The sequence below is a fragment of the Alteromonas sp. 4NS20-0143 genome (assembly GCF_057542855.1).
Map to the genome: position 1 here is coordinate 18,457 of NZ_BAAJLR010000005.1, position 19,767 is coordinate 38,223.

Genomic DNA, 19,767 nt, shown 5'->3' on the forward strand with positions numbered 1-19,767 from the left:
GTGGTTAGCCCTTCGTTGTTGCGGCTTTCATTGCCGATACAAAGCTACCTAGCTCACTGAGCATCTTTTCATTATCATCTAAGTTTGCAGCAATGATATTCACTGTGGCTGAACCAGAGATGGCACCTGCAGCGCCAGCATCAATAGCGGTTTTCACCTGCTCTGGTGTTGAAATACCAAAACCTAACAGCGCAGGCGCAGCATTATGCTTATTAAGGCGCTCAATTAGCTCAGAAGCCGGCACATTAGCAGCCGTCTCGGCGCCAGTTACCCCTGCGCGACCTAGTAAATAGGTATAGCCTTTTGAGTACTCGCCAATTTTCTCCATAGTCTCATCAGTTGCATTAGGTGGTGCAATAAGAATCTGAGAAACACCCGTTTGCTCTGCCGCTTCTTGAAATGGTTTTGCTTCGCGAATTGGCACATCAGCAACCAAAATAGAGTCGACACCTGCATCGCGAGCGTTTTCGTAAAAGTTGCTAATACCTTTTGCCATAACAAGGTTGCTGTAAAGCAGTAACCCAATTGGTACGTCGGGGTACTTGGCTCTTACGCGAGAAATTAGCGCCATACAGTCAGCAACCTTCGTTTTGTGGCTCAGCGCGCGAATACTCGCCGCCTGTATTGTCGGGCCATCTGCAATTGGGTCTGAGTATGGAATACCTAGCTCTAGTGCATCGGCGCCACTTTCTACAAGCTGGCAAATAATGGCTTCAGATTGAGCTAAATCAGGGTCTGCCACCATAACAAACGGAACAAAAGCGCCTTGGTTTTTCTCGTCAAGACGAGAGAACATGTCTGCATATCTATCCATTATATATCGTCTCCTAACACTCTGATTACATGCTCTAAATCTTTATCGCCACGACCCGAAAGGTTAACAACGATAATGGTTTCTTCTTCAGCCTCATCCGCCATGTTTAAGGCGTGAGCTAGTGCGTGAGATGGCTCCAGTGCTGGAATAATACCTTCTTTACGGGCCAGCAATTTAAAGGCATTAAGCGCTTCTTCATCGGTAGCTGCAACATATTCTGCGCGGCCAATATCATGCAAATAAGCATGCTGAGGGCCAACAGCTGGGTAGTCTAGGCCAGCCGATACAGAATAACTCTCTTCAATCTGACCTTCATTATCTTGCATGATAAAGGTGTAAGCACCGTGTAATATACCTTTTGTGCCCGTTACAATAGTCGCGCCGTGGTCTTTAGTGTGAATGCCTTTACCAGCAGGCTCTACGCCTACTAAACGAACTGAAGGTTCATCAATAAAGTCAGCAAACATACCAATAGCGTTTGAACCACCGCCTACACAGGCTACAACTGCGTCAGGTAGTCGACCTTCTTTTTCCATAATTTGTGCACGAGTTTCTTCACCCATCATGCGGTGATATTCGCGAACAATTGTTGGGAAAGGGTGCGGTCCTGCGGCGGTACCTAACAGGTAATGCGCAGTATCGTAGTTTGCAGACCAGTCACGCATAGCCTCATTCACGGCATCTTTAAGCGTACCAGAGCCCGCATTTACAGGAATAACTTCAGCGCCCATTAGCTTCATTCTAAATACGTTAGGTGCTTGGCGTTCAACATCTTTAGCACCCATATAAATACGTGCTTTAAGGCCAAGCAACGCGCATGCTAGGGCTGTCGCAACACCGTGCTGTCCAGCACCTGTTTCAGCGATTACTTCTTTTTTACCCATGCGCTTAGTTAGTAAAGCCTGTCCTAGCACCTGATTAGTTTTATGCGCACCACCGTGAAGTAAATCTTCACGTTTTAGGTAAAGCTTTACCTTAGGGTTGCTCACTAAATTACGAGTTAGCGTCATCGCAGTTGGGCGACCCGCATAGTCTTTGAGCAGAGATAGAAACTCTTTGTTAAAGCTAGGATCTTCTTTTGCGTCTAAGAATTCTTTTTCCAGCTGGTCAAGCGCTGGTATTAGCAATTCGGGCACGTACATGCCACCAAATTCGCCAAATTTTGTATCTAATTGGTTCATACGTTGTCCTGTTTTTAATATTAGTAGCGGCGGCAAACCGTGAATAATTCGGTCAGCTTTTCTGCTGACTTATCGCCCGGCGCGTTTTCTACACCAGAGTTTACGTCAAGTACGCCGCAGCCTGTGGCTATAGCATCTTCAACGTTGTCAGGGCTAATACCGCCTGCAAGTATAATTTTTTGCTTTTGTTGAATATCGTCAAGTAACGACCAATCAAACGACTCACCCGTACCGCCTTTTGCTTTGCCCACTTGGCAGTCTAAAAGTACGCGATGAACGGCGTCGTTATTTAAGTGACTGTCCACACTGTTAGGAATGCTGTCGGTCACGCCTACTGCTACCCAAATTTCACATGTCTTTGGTAACTTACTCGCGAGTTCTGCGATATAGGCGCTATCTTCATTACCATGAAGCTGAACAGCAAATAGATTCAGTGAAACGGCAAGGTCGACAACGTCATCAATAGCGTGATTAACAACTACGCCAACGTAAGCGCCTGGCACAGACTGCGTTATCGCTAGCGCTGTGTCTTTACTTACGCATCGTGGTGATTTCTCAGCAAAGATTAATCCACCAAAGCTCGCCCCTTTCTCAAAGGCCATGGCAGCTTGTTCTTCGCTAGTAAGGCCGCATACTTTCACTGCACCATTAAGCAAGGTTTTCACCGCGCGAGGGAGATCGGCTTGGGCCATTAGTGCGCTACCAACAAGAAACCCTTGAGAGACAGAGGCTAACCGCAATACATCTTCGTGGGTGTAAATGCCAGATTCAGAGATAACTACAAAATCGTGGGTAGCACTTTCAAGCATAGGAACCAAACGCTCGGTAGTGGCCAAGTCGGTTGATAAATCTCGCAAGTCGCGATTGTTTATACCAATAATGCCCGCTTCAAGAGCGATAGCTCGCTCCATCTCTTCTTCGTTGCTTACTTCGGTAAGAATATCTAACCCTAGTGAATCAGCAACATCAGCAAGCTCTCTGTAACTGGTGTCGTCAAGCACGCTTAGCATTAACAGCACGGCATCGGCATTGTAGTGACGAGCAAGATGCACTTGGTAGGTGTCAACAAAAAAGTCTTTATTAAGCACCGGTTGCGCAACGCGCTCAGTCACGTAAGACAGGTATTCAAATGTACCTTGAAAGTATTTTTCATCGGTCAGTACCGAGATGCCCGCAGCATATGGCGTATAAGCTTCAAGAATTTCGTCTAAATCGAAATTCTCTCTAATGAGCCCTTTAGACGGGGACGCTTTTTTGCATTCGAAAATAAAGCCCGCGTTTGGCTCGCTAAGCGCAGCAAAAAGACTTTTTTGCGACGGCGTTAGCTGTGCTTTGAACGACTCAAGTGGCAGCGCAATTTTTCGTGCTTCCACTTCCTCTCTTTTATCGGCAACTATTTTCTCAAGCACATTAGCCATTCGTGCCTACCTCCTGAGTAATTTTTGCTACGTGTGATAACACCTGCATGGGCGCACCTTTTTTCATTGCTTCCATTGCCATTTCCGCGCCATCCTTAAAGCTATTAACCTTTCCGGTTACTTTAAGTAATGCTCCGCAATTCATGGCAATTGCAGCGCGGTGGGCTTCTTTGCCTTCACCGTTTAACGCTGCTTGAATATATTCTCTGTTTTCTTCAGGCTCTCCACCTTCGATGGCAGAGAGCGGGTAGCTTGAAAGACCAAAGTCTTTTGCTGTCACGGTTAGTTCTCTGATGTCGCCATGCTCAAGGTCGTAAATAATTGATTCACCATGAAGCGCTAATTCGTCTAATCCGTCGCCGTGAACGATCATCGCTCTATGCTGACCGAGCAGCATAAGGGTTTTTGCATACGGTTCAAGCAACTCGGGAGAGTATACTCCGAAAACGCCGTGAGTTGGACCCGCAGGGTTAGCCAAAGGGCCTAAAATATTAAACAGAGTTCGTGTCTTAAGGGCAGCGCGCACGGGGGCTGCGTATCTCATGCCAGCGTGATAGACGGGGGCAAAAAGAAATGTGAAATTTGCTTCATCTAAACATTTGCGAGACAGCTCTGGGCTTATCTCTAAATTCAACCCAAACTGGCGAAAAAGATCGGCGGATCCAGATTTGCTCGACACGCTCTTATTACCGTGTTTTGCTACTTTTACGCCACACGCAGCAGCCACAACGCCCGCCGCACTCGATATGTTAATTGTGTTGTGTCCGTCGCCACCCGTTCCAACAATATCGGCAAATTCATAATCGGGCGAAGGGAAGGGCAATGCGTTTGCTACCATTGCACTGGCGGCGCCTGCAATTTCTCCAGGCGACTCTTTTTTCATTTTAAGCGAAGTGAGAACAGCAGCAATCATGGCATCGCTTTGCTCACCGTGCATTATGCTGTTAAACAAACTAAATGATTCAGTTTGAGACAGCGATTCTCGCAGCATTAGTTGCTCAAGTAGTTTGGCAGCATTAAGCATGAGCAGTTCCTTGTGAGGTTAAGTAATCGATACTTTGTTTTAATAACAAACTTCCCTGTGCTGTCAGTATTGATTCTGGGTGAAATTGAAAACCAAGCATGTGATCAGTATCGTTGTACACTGCCATAATGGCTTCGCTACCATCGTCGTTCACACAAGACGCACACGCCGTCAGATTATCTGGTAAAGAGTGCGCTACTAGTGAATGATATCTCGCCACGTGCAGCGGTTGTTGCAACCCTTCAAACATGCCTTTTTCAGAATGCGTGATAGCAGAGGATTTCCCATGCATCACCTGCGTAGCGCGACCTACAACACCGCCGTAGTATTCTACAATGGCTTGATGTCCCAAACAGATCCCAATTACAGGGAATGTACCTGCCACATTCTCTAAAAGGGCAGGCATGCAGCCTGCATCGCTTGGCGCACCAGGCCCTGGAGAAAGCATCAGTAACACCGAGCTTTTCTGCGCTTGCTCCTGCATTCGCTCAAACAATAAGTCGGCAGACACGGTATTACGGTAAACTTTGATATCTAGATTCAATGTTCTGAGTTCGTCTACCAAGTTGTAGGTAAAAGAGTCTACGTTATCTAGCAAAAATAAGGTGGTTTGTTGCTTGTTCATACCCGAATCTGTGCCTGCATTTGCGTCTACGTTTATTTCAGTGCTCATCGCGCTTCCTCACTGCTCTTACTCTCGAGACTTGACGACTTAAATTCTTCTTCAAGCGCAGCTCGCACAGCACCGATAACCGCCTGAGCTTTCGCTTTAGTCTCGTCCGCTTCGGCCTGAGGAATTGAGTCGTGAACAACGCCAGCACCAGCTTGAATATAGGCAGTATTGTTTTTCACGAAAGCTGAGCGGATAACAATACACGTATCCATATCGCCTTGACCGTTCAGATAACCTACCGCACCGCCGTAGCTACCGCGGCGCTTTTTCTCAACGTGGCGAATAAGGGTGGCCGCGCTGACTTTTGGCGCCCCCACTAAGGTGCCCATGTTCATACAGGCTTGGTATGCATTGAGCGCGTCTAAGTCATCACGAAGTTGACCAACCACTCGCGACACTAAATGCATTACGTGGGAATAGCGGTCTACTTTCAATAAATCTTTTACAAATCGAGTGCCTGGACGACTGACTTTAGCCACATCGTTGCGGGCCAAATCTACGAGCATAATATGTTCAGACTTTTCTTTGGTATCTTCACGCAAGTTTAATTCAATTCGACTGTCTAGGTCGTGATCGATGCTACCATCTGCACGTTTTCCGCGAGGACGAGTACCTGCAATAGGATAAATCTCAACTTGGTTGGTTTCGCTGTCGTATTTAAGAGCAGACTCTGGAGAGGCGCCGAATATCGCAAATTCAGCGTCTTGCATGAAAAACATGTAAGGGCTTGGGTTCTGCTCTTTTAATTTGGCATACGCAAGAAGCGGCGACGGACAGGGCAAAGAGAAGGTGCGGGATGGCACGACCTGAAAAATATCACCTGCCAGAATATGCTGCTTTAAATCAAGAACGTGATTACAGTAAACCTCGTCGCTCATGTCTGTGTTGACGAGTGTCTGTCCGCTTTTAACTGCGCTTTTAACTGCACTGTTAAGGGAAGAGTCCGAATCGCCAGCGGCGGCTTCGTTCATCAACTCAGGTGCCTGTGGCATGGCGTGAAGCTGCTGGTGCAGAGCTTCTAACCGTTGGGCCACCGCGAAGTATTGCTGAGCCACATCTTCACCACTAAATACACTGCCCACTAGGTGAGTTTCTCGCGTTTTATGATCAACGGTAATTAAGGTTTCTGCTAAATAAAAAACAAAGTCAGGGCAGTCATTTTCACCGTCAACCACATCAGGCAATGTTTCAAAGCCCGCCAGCATATCGTAAGCGAACACACCACCAAGAAATACAGCGTGGGGGTGCTTTCGAATGGGCACAATCTTATTTACCACAATGCGAAGCGCGTCCATCACGCTTGCCGCTTTTAATCTGCTGTCCTCATCAAGTTCACTTGACGCTATATCGCATTCAAGGGTGATGGAAGTCTCGTCGCTGTGCGTAACATTAAGGCCTTCTGGGCGCTCTGTTTGAAAAAGCGGAAGCACTGATTTGCCGTTGCCTGTTAGCGCGGTAATAACAACAGTGCTGCTTCTGCACTCCAGTCTTAACGCAGCGTCTACCATTAATAAGCTCTGCAAGTCGTCTTTCGAGTCTATTTCCGCAGACTCGAGCAGTAAGGCATTACTTTTTTTACCGCAAATGTGGGCAAATGCGGCAAGGGGATCGTCTATGTAATGACCCGCTTGTTCTATGGTTTCTACCTTGCCTGGAGATGTCCCCAGTTCTGCTAAACTCATTTTTGCTACTCTCCAACTGCAAAAAGATAAAAAAAAGGCCCGTACTAACGGGCCTTTTGTGTATTCATTCACGCACTACCGTGCACACCGCCCGTTAAACTAGGGAGTGCCACCACCAAGCTGCAATTTTCATTGCTGTTGAAATTGTCGATAAACGCATGAATAACTCGCTATTTGGTTCAAACTTCAATAGGCATTGAAGCTGTAAAAACGTATACTCTGTGCCTATAGAAGAAAACAAAACGCCTTTTGTGTCAACCTTAAATTTGCATAAGACATTGAAAATAGATCTACATAGCCATACAAAATTCTCAGACGGTCATCTTACGCCCACTGAACTGGTGCTGCGCGCTCATACTATGCAGGTGGATGTGCTCGCAATCACAGACCACGATACTGTCGCTGGGCTCGATGAAGCGCATGCCACGCAAGCGCAGCAAAAACGCCAACTTACGCTCATCGACGGTGTTGAAATTTCTACCCTGTGGCATGGTTTCGATATTCATGTGGTAGGGCTTAATGTAAATCGAGAGTGCCCTACGTTTCTTGCTCGCTTGCAAGAGCAAGCAAATGCGCGAGAAGCACGTGCTGCGTTAATTGCCGAAAAACTAGAAAAATGCGGGTTTGAGGGCGTGTTAGCACGGGCCAAAGCGCTTGCTGGAGTAGGGCAGGTAACCCGTGCTCACTTCGCCAGAGTGCTAGTGAATAATTACGGTGTGCCTACCATGAATGCAGCATTTAAAAAGTATTTAGGCAAGGGCAAACGGGCGGCAGTAAAGGCACAATGGCCAAGTATTGATACTGCCATAACCTGGATTCAAGAATCAGGCGGGCAAGCGGTATTGGCGCATCCTGCTCATTACGACATGACCGCGAAATGGCTTCGCAGACTCGTCGCGTTTTTTGATCAATCTGGTGGAGACGCCATGGAAACGGCGTTTCCTGGCATCAATAAAACTAAGCAAGAGCTAATTAACGAGCTGGCAGAAAATCACGGTTTATTTGCCTCTGCAGGCTCTGATTTCCATTTTCCGTCTCGTTGGACCGAACTTGGAAAGAATTTAGGCATAAATAGTAAGTTGACACCTGTCTGGCAAAATTGGCAGCATATCTAGGGCGTGTTGATTTTTGCTGTACATTTTTGTAGCGGTTTGTGAGCTATTTAAACAAGGCGAATGGTTGAAGGTCTAGCGGGCTAAATCGAAACCATTCAACGCAGTGTAAATAGCTCACAGGCACTGCCCGGAGGGGGGGGTATGGAAGCATTTTACTCTTTGTCGCGGCTTTTTTTATTTGGGCCCTTTGACTTAGCCCACTAGGCCTACAGGACTGTTTCACTATTAAAATGCTGCCATTTAGCCCAAAACTCGTACAACAAATATTAACACGGCCTAACAACTTACTTAACTGATGGGATGAAGAGACACCATGAGCCAATTTTTTTACGTTCACCCAGATAATCCTCAAAAACGACTTATCACTCAAGCCTGTGAGTTGATTCGCGACGGTGCCGTAGTGGTCTATCCTACCGACTCTGGTTACGCCATCGGCTGTCAAATCGAGGACAAAAAAGCCTTAGAGCAATTGTGCCGCATTCGTCAGATAGATAAGGATCACAATTTCACGTTAATGTGTCGCGACATGTCTGAGCTGTCGATTTACGCAAAAGTAGACAACACGGCTTTTCGCCAAATCAAAAACAACACGCCAGGGCGCTATACCTTTGTGTTAAAAGCTACGCGAGAAGTGCCAAAGCGCTTACAAAATCCAAAGCGTAAAACAATTGGTATTCGCGTGCCGGACAACGCCATTGCGCTAGCACTGCTAGAAGAGCTGGGCGAACCATTGATGTCTACATCGCTTATTTTGCCAGGTAAAACAGAAGCTGAATCTGATCCAGACGTTATTCGCGAGAATCTTGAGAAGCAAGTTGGGTTAATTATCCATGGTGGTTATATTGGCGAGCATCTTACTACGGTAGTGGATTTGTCAGATGATACGCCAGTTATATTACGTGAAGGTACCGGTGACATTACGCCGTTTCAGTAACGACAGTCTTTGCAGCGAAAACTTACGTTGAACGATGACCTAAACACTGAAGAAGCGGGCGCTGAGCTTGCCACCACCGACATGCCCAGCAATGGGTCTCAAGGTGCCAAGCTTATAAACGCAGAACTTACTAACGGCGAAAAGCAGTCGCAGGTGCCTGTTCAGCAGCCATTGCCACTGGCGTTTATCAACGGTGAGGCGTTGATTGAAAAGCCAGAGGACTTGTTTATTCCTCCCGATGCTCTCGAGGTGATACTAGAAACTTTTGAGGGACCGCTAGACCTACTGCTATATCTCATTAGAAAACAAAAGTTTGATATTACCGTATTGCCCATTGCTGATGTCACTAAGCAGTACATGGAGTATGTGGATGCCATGATGGCGCTAAAGCTTGAGCTTGCCGCAGAATATCTTTTGATGGCGGCGATCTTAGCTGAGATAAAATCTCGCCTGTTACTGCCTAAAAGAAGCGATGAAAGCGATGATGAGGAAGACCCTCGCGCCGAGCTTATAAGGCGCCTGAAAGAGTATGAACTGGTAAAGCAAGCCGCGGAAGATTTAGACGAGCAGCCGCGCTTAGAGCGTGATGTGTTCAACGTTACTGTTTCAACAAGCTCTAACGTAGTGCCTATTAGGGTTGAGCCTGATGTGTCTCTTGCTGAGGTGGTATTGGCATTTAGCCAAGCAATGAAGCGAGCTCAAGCCTTTGAGCATCATACTATTGCGAGAGAGGCGCTGAGCACGCGAGAGCGCATGTCATTGATATTGAGTCTTCTCAATAGCACAGATTACTCGCCTCTTGAGGCGCTATTCACTGTGGAGGAGGGACGCGCTGGTGTGGTGGTGTCATTCTTAGCCATTTTAGAGCTAATGAAAGAACAACTTATTTTTTGCATACAGGCAGGTCCTTACGCCAAAATTCATGTAAAATTGGGCTCACATGAAGAAAATTAATACCGCACAGCTTAAGCAGCTGGTGGAAGCTGCTATATTTGTAGCAGACAAACCCATTACCAAGCAGCAGTTGAAAGAGTCAGTGCTGAGCGAATTTACCGTGGCAGACAGAACCTTAAGCAAGGTAATTAACGAGCTAATGTTAGATTATCAGCCCCGCGGAATTCAGCTAATTGAAGTAGCAAGTGGCTTTCGATTTCAGTCACTTGACGCACTTAGCCCGTGGTTGAGCAAGCTATGGCAAGAAAGTGCACCAAAGTATTCGCGCGCAATGTTAGAAACATTGGCGCTTATTGCGTATCGTCAACCCATCACCCGCGGCGAAATTGAGCAGGTTAGGGGAGTGGCGGTAAGCAGCAATATTATAAAAACACTCACAGAACGAGATTGGATTAAAGTTGTAGGGCACAAAGAAGTGCCTGGGCGTCCAGCGCTTTATGCTACAACCAAAGGTTTTCTAGATTATTTTTCTATGTCATCACTGGCCGATTTGCCAAATGCAGATGCTTTTGAAAATATGGCAGAAAGTATTGAATCTGACTCGACGCTTAAGGTGTTAAATGAGGCACCGTCAACATGGACCGTGCGACCGTAAACAAGCAAATAAAGAGTGAAGTTACCCATGACTGAAAAGTTGCAAAAAGTACTAGCTAACCAAGGGCTAGGCTCGCGACGAGAAATGGAACGTTGGATTGACGACGGTAGAGTATCGGTAGATGGTACCGTTGCAACCCTTGGCGACCGCGTTGACAACACCGCGAACATTCGCGTTGATGGCCATTTGTTATCCCGCCAAACCGAACAGCCTGTGTGCCGTGTTCTTATGTACAACAAACCCGAAGGTGAGTTGTGTAGCAGACACGATCCAGAAGGCCGAGATACGGTGTTTGACCGTCTACCTGCAATACGCCTAGGGCGTTGGATAACGGTAGGCCGCTTAGATATGAACACCAGTGGTTTATTGCTATTCACCAACGACGGTGAGCTCGCCAACCGACTGATGCACCCTAAGTGCGAAGTTGAACGGGAATACGCAGTACGTGTATTTGGTGAAGTTACTGGCAAAACTATCAGCACCCTTAAAAAAGGGGTTCAGCTAGAAGATGGTGAAGCCAAGTTCCTCACGGTATCTGGCGCTCCTACACCGCAACTATCCGAAGACGAAAGTATGAACCGCTGGTACAACGTTACCCTTAAAGAGGGGCGTAACCGAGAAGTTCGTCGCCTATGGGAGTCTCAAGGCGTTCAGGTAAGCCGTCTTATCCGCGTAAAATACGGTCCTATCGAACTGCAAAAACGCTTGCCTCAAGGTGCGTGGGTGGAACTTGAACTATCAGATGTTAACGCGCTGAGAAAGCATGTTCAATTAACTGACGAAACCCAGACCATGGTGAATGTGAACCAACAGGGCAAGCTGGATCACGTTAGGTTAAGCCGCATGCGTCGCTCGGTGAAAAAGCACAAAGTGCGCAAGCAGCAAGGGCTTAAAAATAGAGTGGGCCGCGCTACTAAGCGCAAATAAAGCCGAGTAACTCGAGTAAGTCAACAAAGCGCGAGTTAGACTCATGAAACGCAAAAAATAGTAAAAGTGAAAAAGGGCAGCATGCCCTTTTTCTTTATATTACCCCGTCCTAAATATCTTGATCATTTTTCAACCTTAGCGCCAACTTTCAAACCAATCCCTGTATAAAACTCACTTTGCACCAATACGCTGAATAATTGTTAATTATTTGTTGAACAATCGTTGCCGACTGGTATAGACTAAAAAGACAACGTTGTTTATTTATAAGATTTCATCACTTCAACAATTGGGACGCGATATGAAAAACCATAAATTGCATCCATTAGCCCGACAGTTAAGAGAGGCAATAAAGCCTGCTCCGCTGGCATTGGTGCTGATGGCTACGTCGCTACAGGCGCAGGAAAATGACCTGGGTGCCGAACAAGAAGAAATGTCGAAAGAAGTAGAAGTTATAGAAATTTCTTACGGATACAGCGCGGTCGAGAAAACAGACCTGACTGGCGCAATCGCGACGGTCGACATTGAAGATATTATTGATTTACCTGCTGGTAACTTAATGCAAAATCTTCAAGGGAGGGTGCCTGGGCTACAAATTACGACTACCGGTAATCCAAGTTCGACAGCGACGGTAAGAATTCGGGGGCAGGGACTTGGGCCCCTAGGAAACAATGATCCATTGTACATTATTGACGGCATACCCACTAAATCAGGTTTACACGAAATTAACAGCAATGACATTGCTGATGTTCAGGTGTTGCGGGATGCGGCGGCTGCAAGTATTTACGGTGCTCGGTCTGGAAATGGTGTGATCGTAGTCACCACGAAGAAAGGTCATGACGGTTTAGATTTTAACTTTCGTTATAACCAGAGTATCGAAGAGTATAATTATGACCTGCAGCCACTCAATACGCTTGAGCGAGGAGCGGCAGTATGGCAGGCGGCCGTCAACGATGGCTCCAATCCAAATTCTGCAAGTCCGCTATATACCTTTGACTGGAATCAAGATTTTACTAATCCTGAATTATATTCGGTTGTTCTACCAACCTATACTGACCCAGAAGGAGTTCAGCGTCCTGCTGATACCGATTGGTTTGAAGAGGTTACCCGAACGTCAAAAGTATCCGATTTGAATTTCTCAGTAGCTGGGGGAAATGTTGTTTCTAAATTCTATACGTCTATTGGATATTTCGAAGCCGAAGGGATTGTAGACGGCTCGCAATTTGAAAGATTGGCATTTAGGTTTAACTCTGAGCATGAGATTGTAGAAGACAAGATAAAAGTTGGTCAGACGTTTTTAATCACCGATCAGAAAGCGAGCATCATCAATGATCTTGCTGGCCAGGTCCTTGGTTTATCCATTGAGCAGCAATCAATCGTGCCTGTTTACAATGATGAAGGAGGGTGGGGCGGGCCTGTCCCAGGCATTACTGACAGAGACAACCCCGTTCGTATTATTGAGCAAAACCGTGATAACGGACATACCTACAATAAGGTGATGGCCAACTTTTTTGTTGAATACACTCCTATTGAAAACTTAACGCTTAGAGGTAATGTCGGCGTTGACTACAGCCAGTTTTATTTCCGCAACTTTACCCGCGCATTTACTGCGGGTTCTCTTAGCGGAGGAGATCGGTTGGCGGTAGAAGATAACTGGAATCAAAGTATTATTACCGGCGCGACAGCAACGTATAAACTTAAGCTAAACGAGCTGCACAAGTTCAACTTTCTCGCCGGCGTAGAGCAAATTAATTACCAGCGCGAATTATCACGAGGTATTGGTTCAGGGTTCGCATCTGATGATCGTTCATTTGCTTATTTGTCTCAAGCTACTTCAAATGTGAGGGTGGAAGGTGAAGGGGAAAACTGGTCCCTAGACTCTCAATTTGCACGTGTAGATTACAACTATGACAATCGCTATCTCACATCGTTTACGGTACGTAGAGACGGCTCCTCACGATTTGGTGATGCCAATGAGTACGGTACTTTTCCCGCAGCATCTTTAGGTTGGGTCGTTAGTAATGAAAGTTTTTTTGACGTAGATTTCATCAACGCATTAAAACTGAGAGCTAGCTGGGGAGAAACCGGCAATCAAGAGATTCCAACAGACGCCACTGTCACTACTTATATTCCACGTTATGCAACACAGTCGCTTTTCATTTTTTTTTTCAAGCAGAAGACGGCATACGAGATTACCGGCGCCAACGGAGGCACGTTACCCTCGGGATTTGTGCGTGCACAAACGGGGAATGCCGATCTTAAGTGGGAGACTTCTACGCAAGTCAATTTAGGTTTTGACTTTGAACTTCTTGATAACACCGTTTACGGCAGCTTCGACTGGTTCGAGAAAGAAACGCGCGACATTCTCACATTAACTCAACCGATTGCAACGCTCGGTGAAGGTGCGCAGAAGTGGGTTAACGGTGGCACAATTGAAAACGCTGGCGTTGAGCTGGTTCTTGGTTATGAGAAGTGGATTGCCACTGATTTACTGGAAGATGAGCTGCTTGTAGATATTAATTTTAACATCTCATCGGCTGAAAATACCGTTACGGCTCTGCCCGAAGATGTTGTGAATTCCTTTGGTGGCAACGGTCAGGACAAAACAATTTTAGGCCGGTCAATAAACTCAGTCTATGGATATCTCGCTGACGGCATATTCCAAAATCAAGAAGACGTTGACGTACATGCCACGCAATCAGGTGCAGCTCCCGGTCGAATTCGCTGGCAAGATCTAGATGGTAATGGCGTAATCGATGAAAACGACCAGGATTTCTTCGCTGACACTGATCCCGATTTTATTTACGGCATGAATTTTACTTTCAAGTACCGCAACTGGGACTTCAACATGTTTTGGCAAGGCGTGAAAGGTGGGCAAGTTCGAAACAACTGGCGACTGTTTACTGATTTTACGTCTTTGAATATCGGTTCTAACTATGGTTCTCGAGTACTTGATGCATGGACACCACAGAACGCCGATAGCAGCGTACCTGCACTTACTCTCATTGATAACAACGGAGAAGGGCGACAGTCCAGCTTCTTTTGGGAAGAGGGAACTTACCTCAAACTTCGTAACATTAGCATTGGATATACACCAACCTTGGACTTTGTTGAGCGCTTTGGCCTCTCAGACGCTCGCGTTTACCTCCAGGCTCAAAACCTTCTGACGATAACGCCAGATGGCACATTGAGCGAAGATCCGGAAACCCCTAACGAAGTTTTTCCTGTGCCCCGTCGATTTACGCTAGGGCTGGAAGTTTCTTTTTAAGCGAACAGGATAATGGATTAAAAATTATGAATCGTATAAGCAAATTTTTAACAACAAGTCTCATTGCGCTGTCGGTCGTGTCTTGCGGCGGAAGTGACGAATTAGACAGTGAGCCTCAAGCCGTATTGACGGAAGATCAGGTCGCATCCACAGAAAACGTTGACGCGCTGGTCATTGCTACCTACTCCTACCTAGGTAACGATCACTATACTGCGCCTAACTTTCTGTGGCCTACAGGTAACTTGCGCGCCGGAGATGCCCATAAGGGAGGCAATGGCCCTTCTGATATTTTTGCCTACCATGCATTGTCAATGTATGAGCCACTAGTGCCTGATATGGAATCATTTCCCCCCGACCTAATTGATCTTAATAATAAAAAGTGGACGCGAAACTACACCGGTATATCAAGAGCAAACTCTGCGCTTCAGGTTATCGCCGATGCTTCTTCAAGTGAACTTCCCAACGCAAACGAGAAGGCAGCTGAGTTACGTTTTCTAAGGGCAATCTTCTACTTTGACCTGAAAATACATCATAAGCATATTCCTTGGATTGATGAAACGATGACGCAGGAGGAGATCTTAGCTACTACAAACCGAGATCTCACCGATCAACAGCTGTGGGACAATATAGCCGCGGATTTTCGCTTTGCGTCAAATAATCTTCCCGAGGTTCAGCAGGATATTGGCCGCGCATCGTCGTTATCAGCGAAGGCTTATTTAGCAAAGACGCTATTGAATCAAGCATATGAGCAAGACGAACTGCATAATGTCATCAATATCAACCAGCAAAAACTAGAAGAAGTAGTAAGCCTGGTTGACGAAATTGAAGCTAGCGGTGAATACGGTCTATTTGGTGACTATGCGGAAAACTTCTTGGTTGAGTTTGAAAACGGTCGAGAATCAGTATTTGCTATTCAACGTTCCTTAGATGATGGCAGTCCCGACGGCAGAGGTGCATGGTCGAGCGCGTTAAACGCGCCCATGTCAGGTGGCTTCGGCTGCTGTGGTTTCCATGTTCCAACTGAAAATTTTGTCAACGCATTTAAGACTGATAACTCAGGCCTTCCGCGCTTTACCACATTCAATGACAGTGTTTACGACGTGAACAATGATTATGTTGACCCACGCCTCGACCATTCAGTGGCGATGGAAGGTAAGCCATTTAAGTACGACCCAGATCTTATTCACGGAGGGGATAGCTGGGCCCGCGCTCCAGGGATTTACGGCAACTACACGGGAATGAAGGATTTAGAGCACCCCGAATGTGACTGTCGAGGCGAGAATGGCCCCTTCCCAATATTCTCTTTAAATACCGTGTTGGTTCGCTATGCAGATGTTTTACTTTGGAAAGCAGAAGCTCTTATCGAACTCGATCGATGGGAAGAGGCTACACCTATCATCAACCGCCTTAGAGAACGCGCAGCAGCAAGTACCGCAAGACTTAATGATGCGAGTTTATATCGCATTGGCACTTATGACTCTTTTACCAGTAAAGCAGAAGCGCGAAACGCGCTCCGTTGGGAAAGACGTGTTGAATTGGGCTTAGAAGGCCATCGGTTTTTCGACTTGGTCCGTTGGGGAATAGCTAAAGAAATTATCGATGATTACCTTGTCACCGAGCGCGGAAGAAAACCGTATCTTCAAGAAGCAGCATTCACTAAAAATAAGCATGAATACCTCCCCATTCCTAATCAGCAGATTAACTTAAGTGGCGGAATTTATATACAGAACCCGGGCTATTAAGCCCGGCGTTTCTCAACAAATTTAGAGGTACGATACACATCATGAATAAAATAGTTTACTGGTCACTTACTGTTGCTATAGCCGGATTTCTGTTTGGTTTTGATACAGCTGTGATTTCCGGTGCAGACCAGTCGATACAAGTATTGTGGGAAACCACTCCACTTTTCCACGGTTTGTTTGTTATGTCTTCAGCGTTATGGGGCACCGTAATAGGAGCGTTGTTGGGGAGCTGGCCTTGTGATCGTTTTGGACGCAAGAAGACATTGGTTCTCATCGGAGTGCTTTATTTGCTATCTGCAATAGGCTCTGCACTTGCCCAAGACCCATATACTTTCGCGATCCTTAGATTTATTGGTGGTTTAGGCGTTGGAATATCTTCAATTGCGGTGCCTGCATATATTTCAGAAATTGCGCCTGCGAGGGTAAGAGGAAGATTGGTCGCCACTTACCAGTTTCAAATCGTTTTCGGTATCCTCGTTGCGTTTCTCTCAAACTACTTACTGTCTGGCATTATTGTCGAAGACTGGCGTGTAATGCTCGGTATCGAAGCCGTTCCTGCTCTTGCTTACTTTTTAATGATTCTCAAAGCCCCGGAAAGTCCGCGCTGGCTGCTACTTCATCGCAACGATGAAACACGCGCACGACGAATATTTATGGACTTACAAAGTGAGGACACTGAGCAAATCATAAGTGCAGTAAAGAAAGACAAAACCGTACACAACAAAGAATCTTTGTTTAAGTCTGAATATCGATTTCCAGTAATGCTGGCTTTTTTGCTTGCTGCTTTCAATCAACTGTCAGGCATTAATTTTATTATCTATTACGCGCCACGCGTATTTGATATGGCAGGTTTGGATGGAAGTGCAGCATTGTTGTCGACTGCGGGGGTCGGGCTAGTCAACCTAGTATTTACCATGCTTGGACTTAGCTTAATAGATCGCCTCGGGCGCAAATCATTAATGTATATCGGTTCAATAGGTTACATCTTGTCTCTAGCAACCGTTGCTTGGGCTTTCAGTAGTCAAGTGGGGGGTACCATTGTGGTTAGCGCAGTGTTTGTCTTTATTGCGTCTCATGCAGTTGGACAAGGGGCCGTTATCTGGGTTTTTATTGCAGAAATTTTCCCCAACTCCGTTCGTTCTAAAGGGCAGTCTATGGGGAGCGGCACGCACTGGATCTTTGCTGCGCTGATCACACTCATAATGCCTCAGGTATTAGCGACTTTCACCGCGACCCAAGTATTTGGATTCTTTACGTTTGCTATGTTTTTACAGCTTCTTTTCGTTCGCTTTATGATGCCTGAAACGAAAGGTAAAACGCTCGAAGACGTTTCTGCAGCGCTCGCAAAATAGAGGCACTTAAATATGAAAACAATGTTAGGTCTTATTATTTCTTCAGCTCTTGTTGGATGTTCCATGAATCATACCAGTCCACTTACCGAGAGCCCGACTTACCAAGTCGAGGCTAAGCGCAACGAAGCCTTCCGTCCTCAGGTTCATTTTTCTCCCGCTGAGAAATGGATGAATGACCCAAATGGCATGTTTTATCTCGACGGAGAGTACCATCTTTTCTTCCAGCATAACCCTGATGCCTCTGTATGGGGGCCAATGCACTGGGGGCATGCGGTAAGCAAAGACTTAGTTCATTGGGAAGAGCTACCGATTGCCCTATACCCGGACGAGCTAGGCACCATTTTTTCGGGTAGCGCAGTTGTCGACTTCAATAACTCCAGTGGCTTTGGAACAAAAGAAAATCCACCCATAGTCGCATTGTATACTTACCACAATGCCGAAATGGAAAAGCAGGGAGTAATTGATTTTCAAACCCAGGCACTTGCCTACAGTCTAGATCAGGGAAAGACGTGGAAAAAGTATTCAGGTAATCCGGTTATTGAAAATCCAGGAATAAAAGATTTTCGCGATCCCAAAGTGATGTGGCATGAATCGTCTAAAAAGTGGGTGATGGTTTTGGCACAAAAAGATCATATTGGCTTTTACAGCTCGGATAATTTGATTGACTGGTCTTTAGAAAGTACATTTGGTGAAGATATTGGAAATCACGGCGGCGTTTGGGAATGCCCAGAACTACTTTTAATGCCAGTTGAAGGGACTAACCAATCTCGATACGTATTATTAGTCAGTATATCACCAGGTGGACCAAATGGTGGCTCGGCAACTCAATACTTTGTTGGCGATTTCGATGGTAGCAATTTTGTGCTAGATAGTCAGTGGCAGAGCGAACTAGCTCCCATTCCAGCACAGTTTCCTGAAGGCACAGTTTTCGACGACTTCGAAAGCGGTGCCGATAAGTGGAAGTCAATAGGCAATGCTTTTGCTACTGCTCCAACGACCGGCGGTCATCCTGCTCAACCCTCGCCGACGGGGTTCTCAGGCTCGTCTCTTGTAAACAGCTTCGCAGAGAAAGACGGTGCTACAGGTACGCTTACTTCGGAATCATTTATTCTCGTAGAGCGGTTCATTAACTTTAAAATCGGTGGTGGAAATTACCCAAATAAGGTGGGCATTCAACTTGTTGTCGAGGGAAATGTCGTCAAATCAGAAACAGGTTTAAACCGCGAAACGCTTCACTATGCAAGCTGGGATGTTAGTCAGTGGCAGGGCAAATCAGCCTTTTTGCGAATTATCGATAAAGAGACACAAGGCTGGGGTCATACATATATCGATGATATCGTTTTCGCAAAGGCACCGGCGTTAAATCGAATTGAGCCGGCCATGTGGCTTGATCACGGTACTGACAATTATGCCGGTGTGACTTTTTTCAATTCTCCAGACAGTGAAGAGAAACGACATATCTTCATGGGATGGATGAGCAATTGGTTATATGCCAATGAGGTACCCACTGAAAAGTGGCGCAGTGCCATGACTTTGCCCCGCTCTTTGCATCTAGTTGAGACCGATGAAGGGTTACGGGTTCAAAGTCAGCTAGTTGAAGAGGTAGATAATTTAGTGGAAGCTACAAAGGAATCTTCAACGCTAGCTTCAGGTGAAACAATTAGCCTTTCGGCGGTAGACAAAGCTAATAGAGAGTCAGCGCTTCGCTACTCATTTGAGATTCAGGGAAAAGCGACATCACCGATTTCAATTCGATTAGAAAACGAAAATGGTGAATACGTTGATATTGAAATTGACCCGCAACAATCTACCGTTTTGCTGGATCGCAGTAACTCCGGAGAGATAGCGTTTAATAAGCAGTTTAGTGATAAACAGAACGGTATTCTCACTACAACAACCGATTCATTTAACGTAACCCTAGTGGTTGACCGTTCTTCACTGGAGCTGTTTATTGATAATGGAACTACTGTAATGACATCGTTGATATTTCCCGAGTCGGTGTACGACACGATGCGGGTGGGACCAGATAGTCAATCATTACATCAGATATCCGTTGAGCGCTTAGGCTCAGTGTGGTCGTCTGAGTAAGTC

General features: G+C 46.1%; 15 protein-coding genes. 9 read left to right on the top strand and 6 right to left on the bottom strand.

Features of this window, described 5'->3' with window-relative positions:
- Window positions 1-4 precede the first annotated feature (4 nt).
- From trpA to AC27HD_RS11765, 6 genes are read right to left on the bottom strand one after another with little or no spacing between them, the layout of a single operon-like run.
- The gene (trpA, locus tag AC27HD_RS11740) at window positions 5-814 is read right to left on the bottom strand and encodes a tryptophan synthase subunit alpha (RefSeq protein ID WP_487106034.1); all 810 of its coding nucleotides are present in this window, start codon (window positions 812-814) and stop codon (window positions 5-7) included.
- Window positions 814-1,995, bottom strand: a complete 1,182-nt coding sequence (trpB, locus tag AC27HD_RS11745; RefSeq protein ID WP_032094624.1) for a tryptophan synthase subunit beta — start codon at window positions 1,993-1,995, stop codon at window positions 814-816. Before trpB ends, trpA begins: the two co-directional genes overlap by 1 nt.
- 20 nt (window positions 1,996-2,015) lie before the next feature.
- On the bottom strand, window positions 2,016-3,413 hold the full coding sequence (gene trpCF, locus AC27HD_RS11750) for a bifunctional indole-3-glycerol-phosphate synthase TrpC/phosphoribosylanthranilate isomerase TrpF (protein ID WP_032094625.1): 1,398 nt from the start codon (window positions 3,411-3,413) through the stop codon (window positions 2,016-2,018).
- The gene (trpD, locus tag AC27HD_RS11755; protein WP_349378926.1) at window positions 3,406-4,437 is read right to left on the bottom strand and encodes an anthranilate phosphoribosyltransferase; all 1,032 of its coding nucleotides are present in this window, start codon (window positions 4,435-4,437) and stop codon (window positions 3,406-3,408) included. Before trpD ends, trpCF begins: the two co-directional genes overlap by 8 nt.
- Window positions 4,430-5,062 carry an aminodeoxychorismate/anthranilate synthase component II gene (locus AC27HD_RS11760; RefSeq protein ID WP_487106373.1) on the bottom strand — a complete coding sequence of 211 codons (633 nt, stop codon included), beginning with the start codon at window positions 5,060-5,062 and terminating at the stop codon, window positions 4,430-4,432. The genes trpD and AC27HD_RS11760 overlap by 8 nt, the downstream gene beginning before the upstream one ends.
- Before the next feature lie 44 nt (window positions 5,063-5,106).
- Complete coding sequence (locus AC27HD_RS11765) at window positions 5,107-6,792, bottom strand: anthranilate synthase component 1 (protein ID WP_487106037.1); 1,686 nt, start codon at window positions 6,790-6,792, stop codon at window positions 5,107-5,109.
- A gap of 278 nt (window positions 6,793-7,070) precedes the next feature.
- Between AC27HD_RS11765 and AC27HD_RS11770 the strand changes: the two genes are divergently transcribed.
- The 9 genes from AC27HD_RS11770 to AC27HD_RS11810 all read left to right on the top strand — a co-directional run bounded on the left by AC27HD_RS11770 (window position 7,071) and on the right by AC27HD_RS11810 (window position 19,764).
- Entirely contained in the window at window positions 7,071-7,907 is an 837-nt protein-coding gene (locus tag AC27HD_RS11770) for a PHP domain-containing protein (protein WP_487106039.1), read from the top strand.
- A 313-nt stretch (window positions 7,908-8,220) separates the two neighbouring features.
- The gene (locus tag AC27HD_RS11775) at window positions 8,221-8,841 is read left to right on the top strand and encodes an L-threonylcarbamoyladenylate synthase (RefSeq protein ID WP_334028326.1); all 621 of its coding nucleotides are present in this window, start codon (window positions 8,221-8,223) and stop codon (window positions 8,839-8,841) included.
- 81 nt (window positions 8,842-8,922) lie between these two features.
- Window positions 8,923-9,795, top strand: coding sequence for a segregation and condensation protein A (locus AC27HD_RS11780; protein ID WP_487106375.1), 873 nt, complete (start codon window positions 8,923-8,925; stop codon window positions 9,793-9,795).
- The gene (gene scpB / locus AC27HD_RS11785) at window positions 9,782-10,390 is read left to right on the top strand and encodes an SMC-Scp complex subunit ScpB (protein ID WP_487106041.1); all 609 of its coding nucleotides are present in this window, start codon (window positions 9,782-9,784) and stop codon (window positions 10,388-10,390) included. The genes AC27HD_RS11780 and scpB overlap by 14 nt, the downstream gene beginning before the upstream one ends.
- A gap of 27 nt (window positions 10,391-10,417) precedes the next feature.
- A complete protein-coding gene (rluB, locus tag AC27HD_RS11790; protein ID WP_032094630.1) occupies window positions 10,418-11,317 on the top strand; it encodes a 23S rRNA pseudouridine(2605) synthase RluB in 900 nt (299 codons plus the stop codon).
- A gap of 298 nt (window positions 11,318-11,615) precedes the next feature.
- A complete protein-coding gene (locus AC27HD_RS11795; RefSeq protein WP_487106043.1) occupies window positions 11,616-14,582 on the top strand; it encodes a SusC/RagA family TonB-linked outer membrane protein in 2,967 nt (988 codons plus the stop codon).
- Window positions 14,583-14,608: 26 nt separating this feature from the next.
- Complete coding sequence (locus tag AC27HD_RS11800; protein ID WP_487106045.1) at window positions 14,609-16,324, top strand: RagB/SusD family nutrient uptake outer membrane protein; 1,716 nt, start codon at window positions 14,609-14,611, stop codon at window positions 16,322-16,324.
- Between the two features lie 41 nt (window positions 16,325-16,365).
- A complete protein-coding gene (locus AC27HD_RS11805) occupies window positions 16,366-17,676 on the top strand; it encodes a sugar porter family MFS transporter (protein WP_487106047.1) in 1,311 nt (436 codons plus the stop codon).
- Window positions 17,677-17,688: 12 nt separating this feature from the next.
- On the top strand, window positions 17,689-19,764 hold the full coding sequence (locus tag AC27HD_RS11810; protein WP_487106049.1) for a glycoside hydrolase family 32 protein: 2,076 nt from the start codon (window positions 17,689-17,691) through the stop codon (window positions 19,762-19,764).
- The last annotated feature ends 3 nt before the right edge of the window (window positions 19,765-19,767 follow it).

What these genes read in the sequence shown, in the direction of transcription:
- trpA (WP_487106034.1), bottom strand. Translation starts at nt 814, where the DNA reads ATGGATAGATATGCAGACATGTTCTCTCGTCTTGACGAGAAAAACCAA.
- trpB (WP_032094624.1), bottom strand. Translation starts at nt 1,995, where the DNA reads ATGAACCAATTAGATACAAAATTTGGCGAATTTGGTGGCATGTACGTG.
- trpCF (WP_032094625.1), bottom strand. Translation starts at nt 3,413, where the DNA reads ATGGCTAATGTGCTTGAGAAAATAGTTGCCGATAAAAGAGAGGAAGTG.
- trpD (WP_349378926.1), bottom strand. Translation starts at nt 4,437, where the DNA reads ATGCTTAATGCTGCCAAACTACTTGAGCAACTAATGCTGCGAGAATCG.
- AC27HD_RS11760 (WP_487106373.1), bottom strand. Translation starts at nt 5,062, where the DNA reads ATGAACAAGCAACAAACCACCTTATTTTTGCTAGATAACGTAGACTCT.
- AC27HD_RS11765 (WP_487106037.1), bottom strand. Translation starts at nt 6,792, where the DNA reads ATGAGTTTAGCAGAACTGGGGACATCTCCAGGCAAGGTAGAAACCATA.
- AC27HD_RS11775 (WP_334028326.1), top strand. Translation starts at nt 8,221, where the DNA reads ATGAGCCAATTTTTTTACGTTCACCCAGATAATCCTCAAAAACGACTT.
- AC27HD_RS11780 (WP_487106375.1), top strand. Translation starts at nt 8,923, where the DNA reads ATGCCCAGCAATGGGTCTCAAGGTGCCAAGCTTATAAACGCAGAACTT.
- scpB (WP_487106041.1), top strand. Translation starts at nt 9,782, where the DNA reads ATGAAGAAAATTAATACCGCACAGCTTAAGCAGCTGGTGGAAGCTGCT.
- rluB (WP_032094630.1), top strand. Translation starts at nt 10,418, where the DNA reads ATGACTGAAAAGTTGCAAAAAGTACTAGCTAACCAAGGGCTAGGCTCG.
- AC27HD_RS11795 (WP_487106043.1), top strand. Translation starts at nt 11,616, where the DNA reads ATGAAAAACCATAAATTGCATCCATTAGCCCGACAGTTAAGAGAGGCA.
- AC27HD_RS11800 (WP_487106045.1), top strand. Translation starts at nt 14,609, where the DNA reads ATGAATCGTATAAGCAAATTTTTAACAACAAGTCTCATTGCGCTGTCG.
- AC27HD_RS11805 (WP_487106047.1), top strand. Translation starts at nt 16,366, where the DNA reads ATGAATAAAATAGTTTACTGGTCACTTACTGTTGCTATAGCCGGATTT.
- AC27HD_RS11810 (WP_487106049.1), top strand. Translation starts at nt 17,689, where the DNA reads ATGAAAACAATGTTAGGTCTTATTATTTCTTCAGCTCTTGTTGGATGT.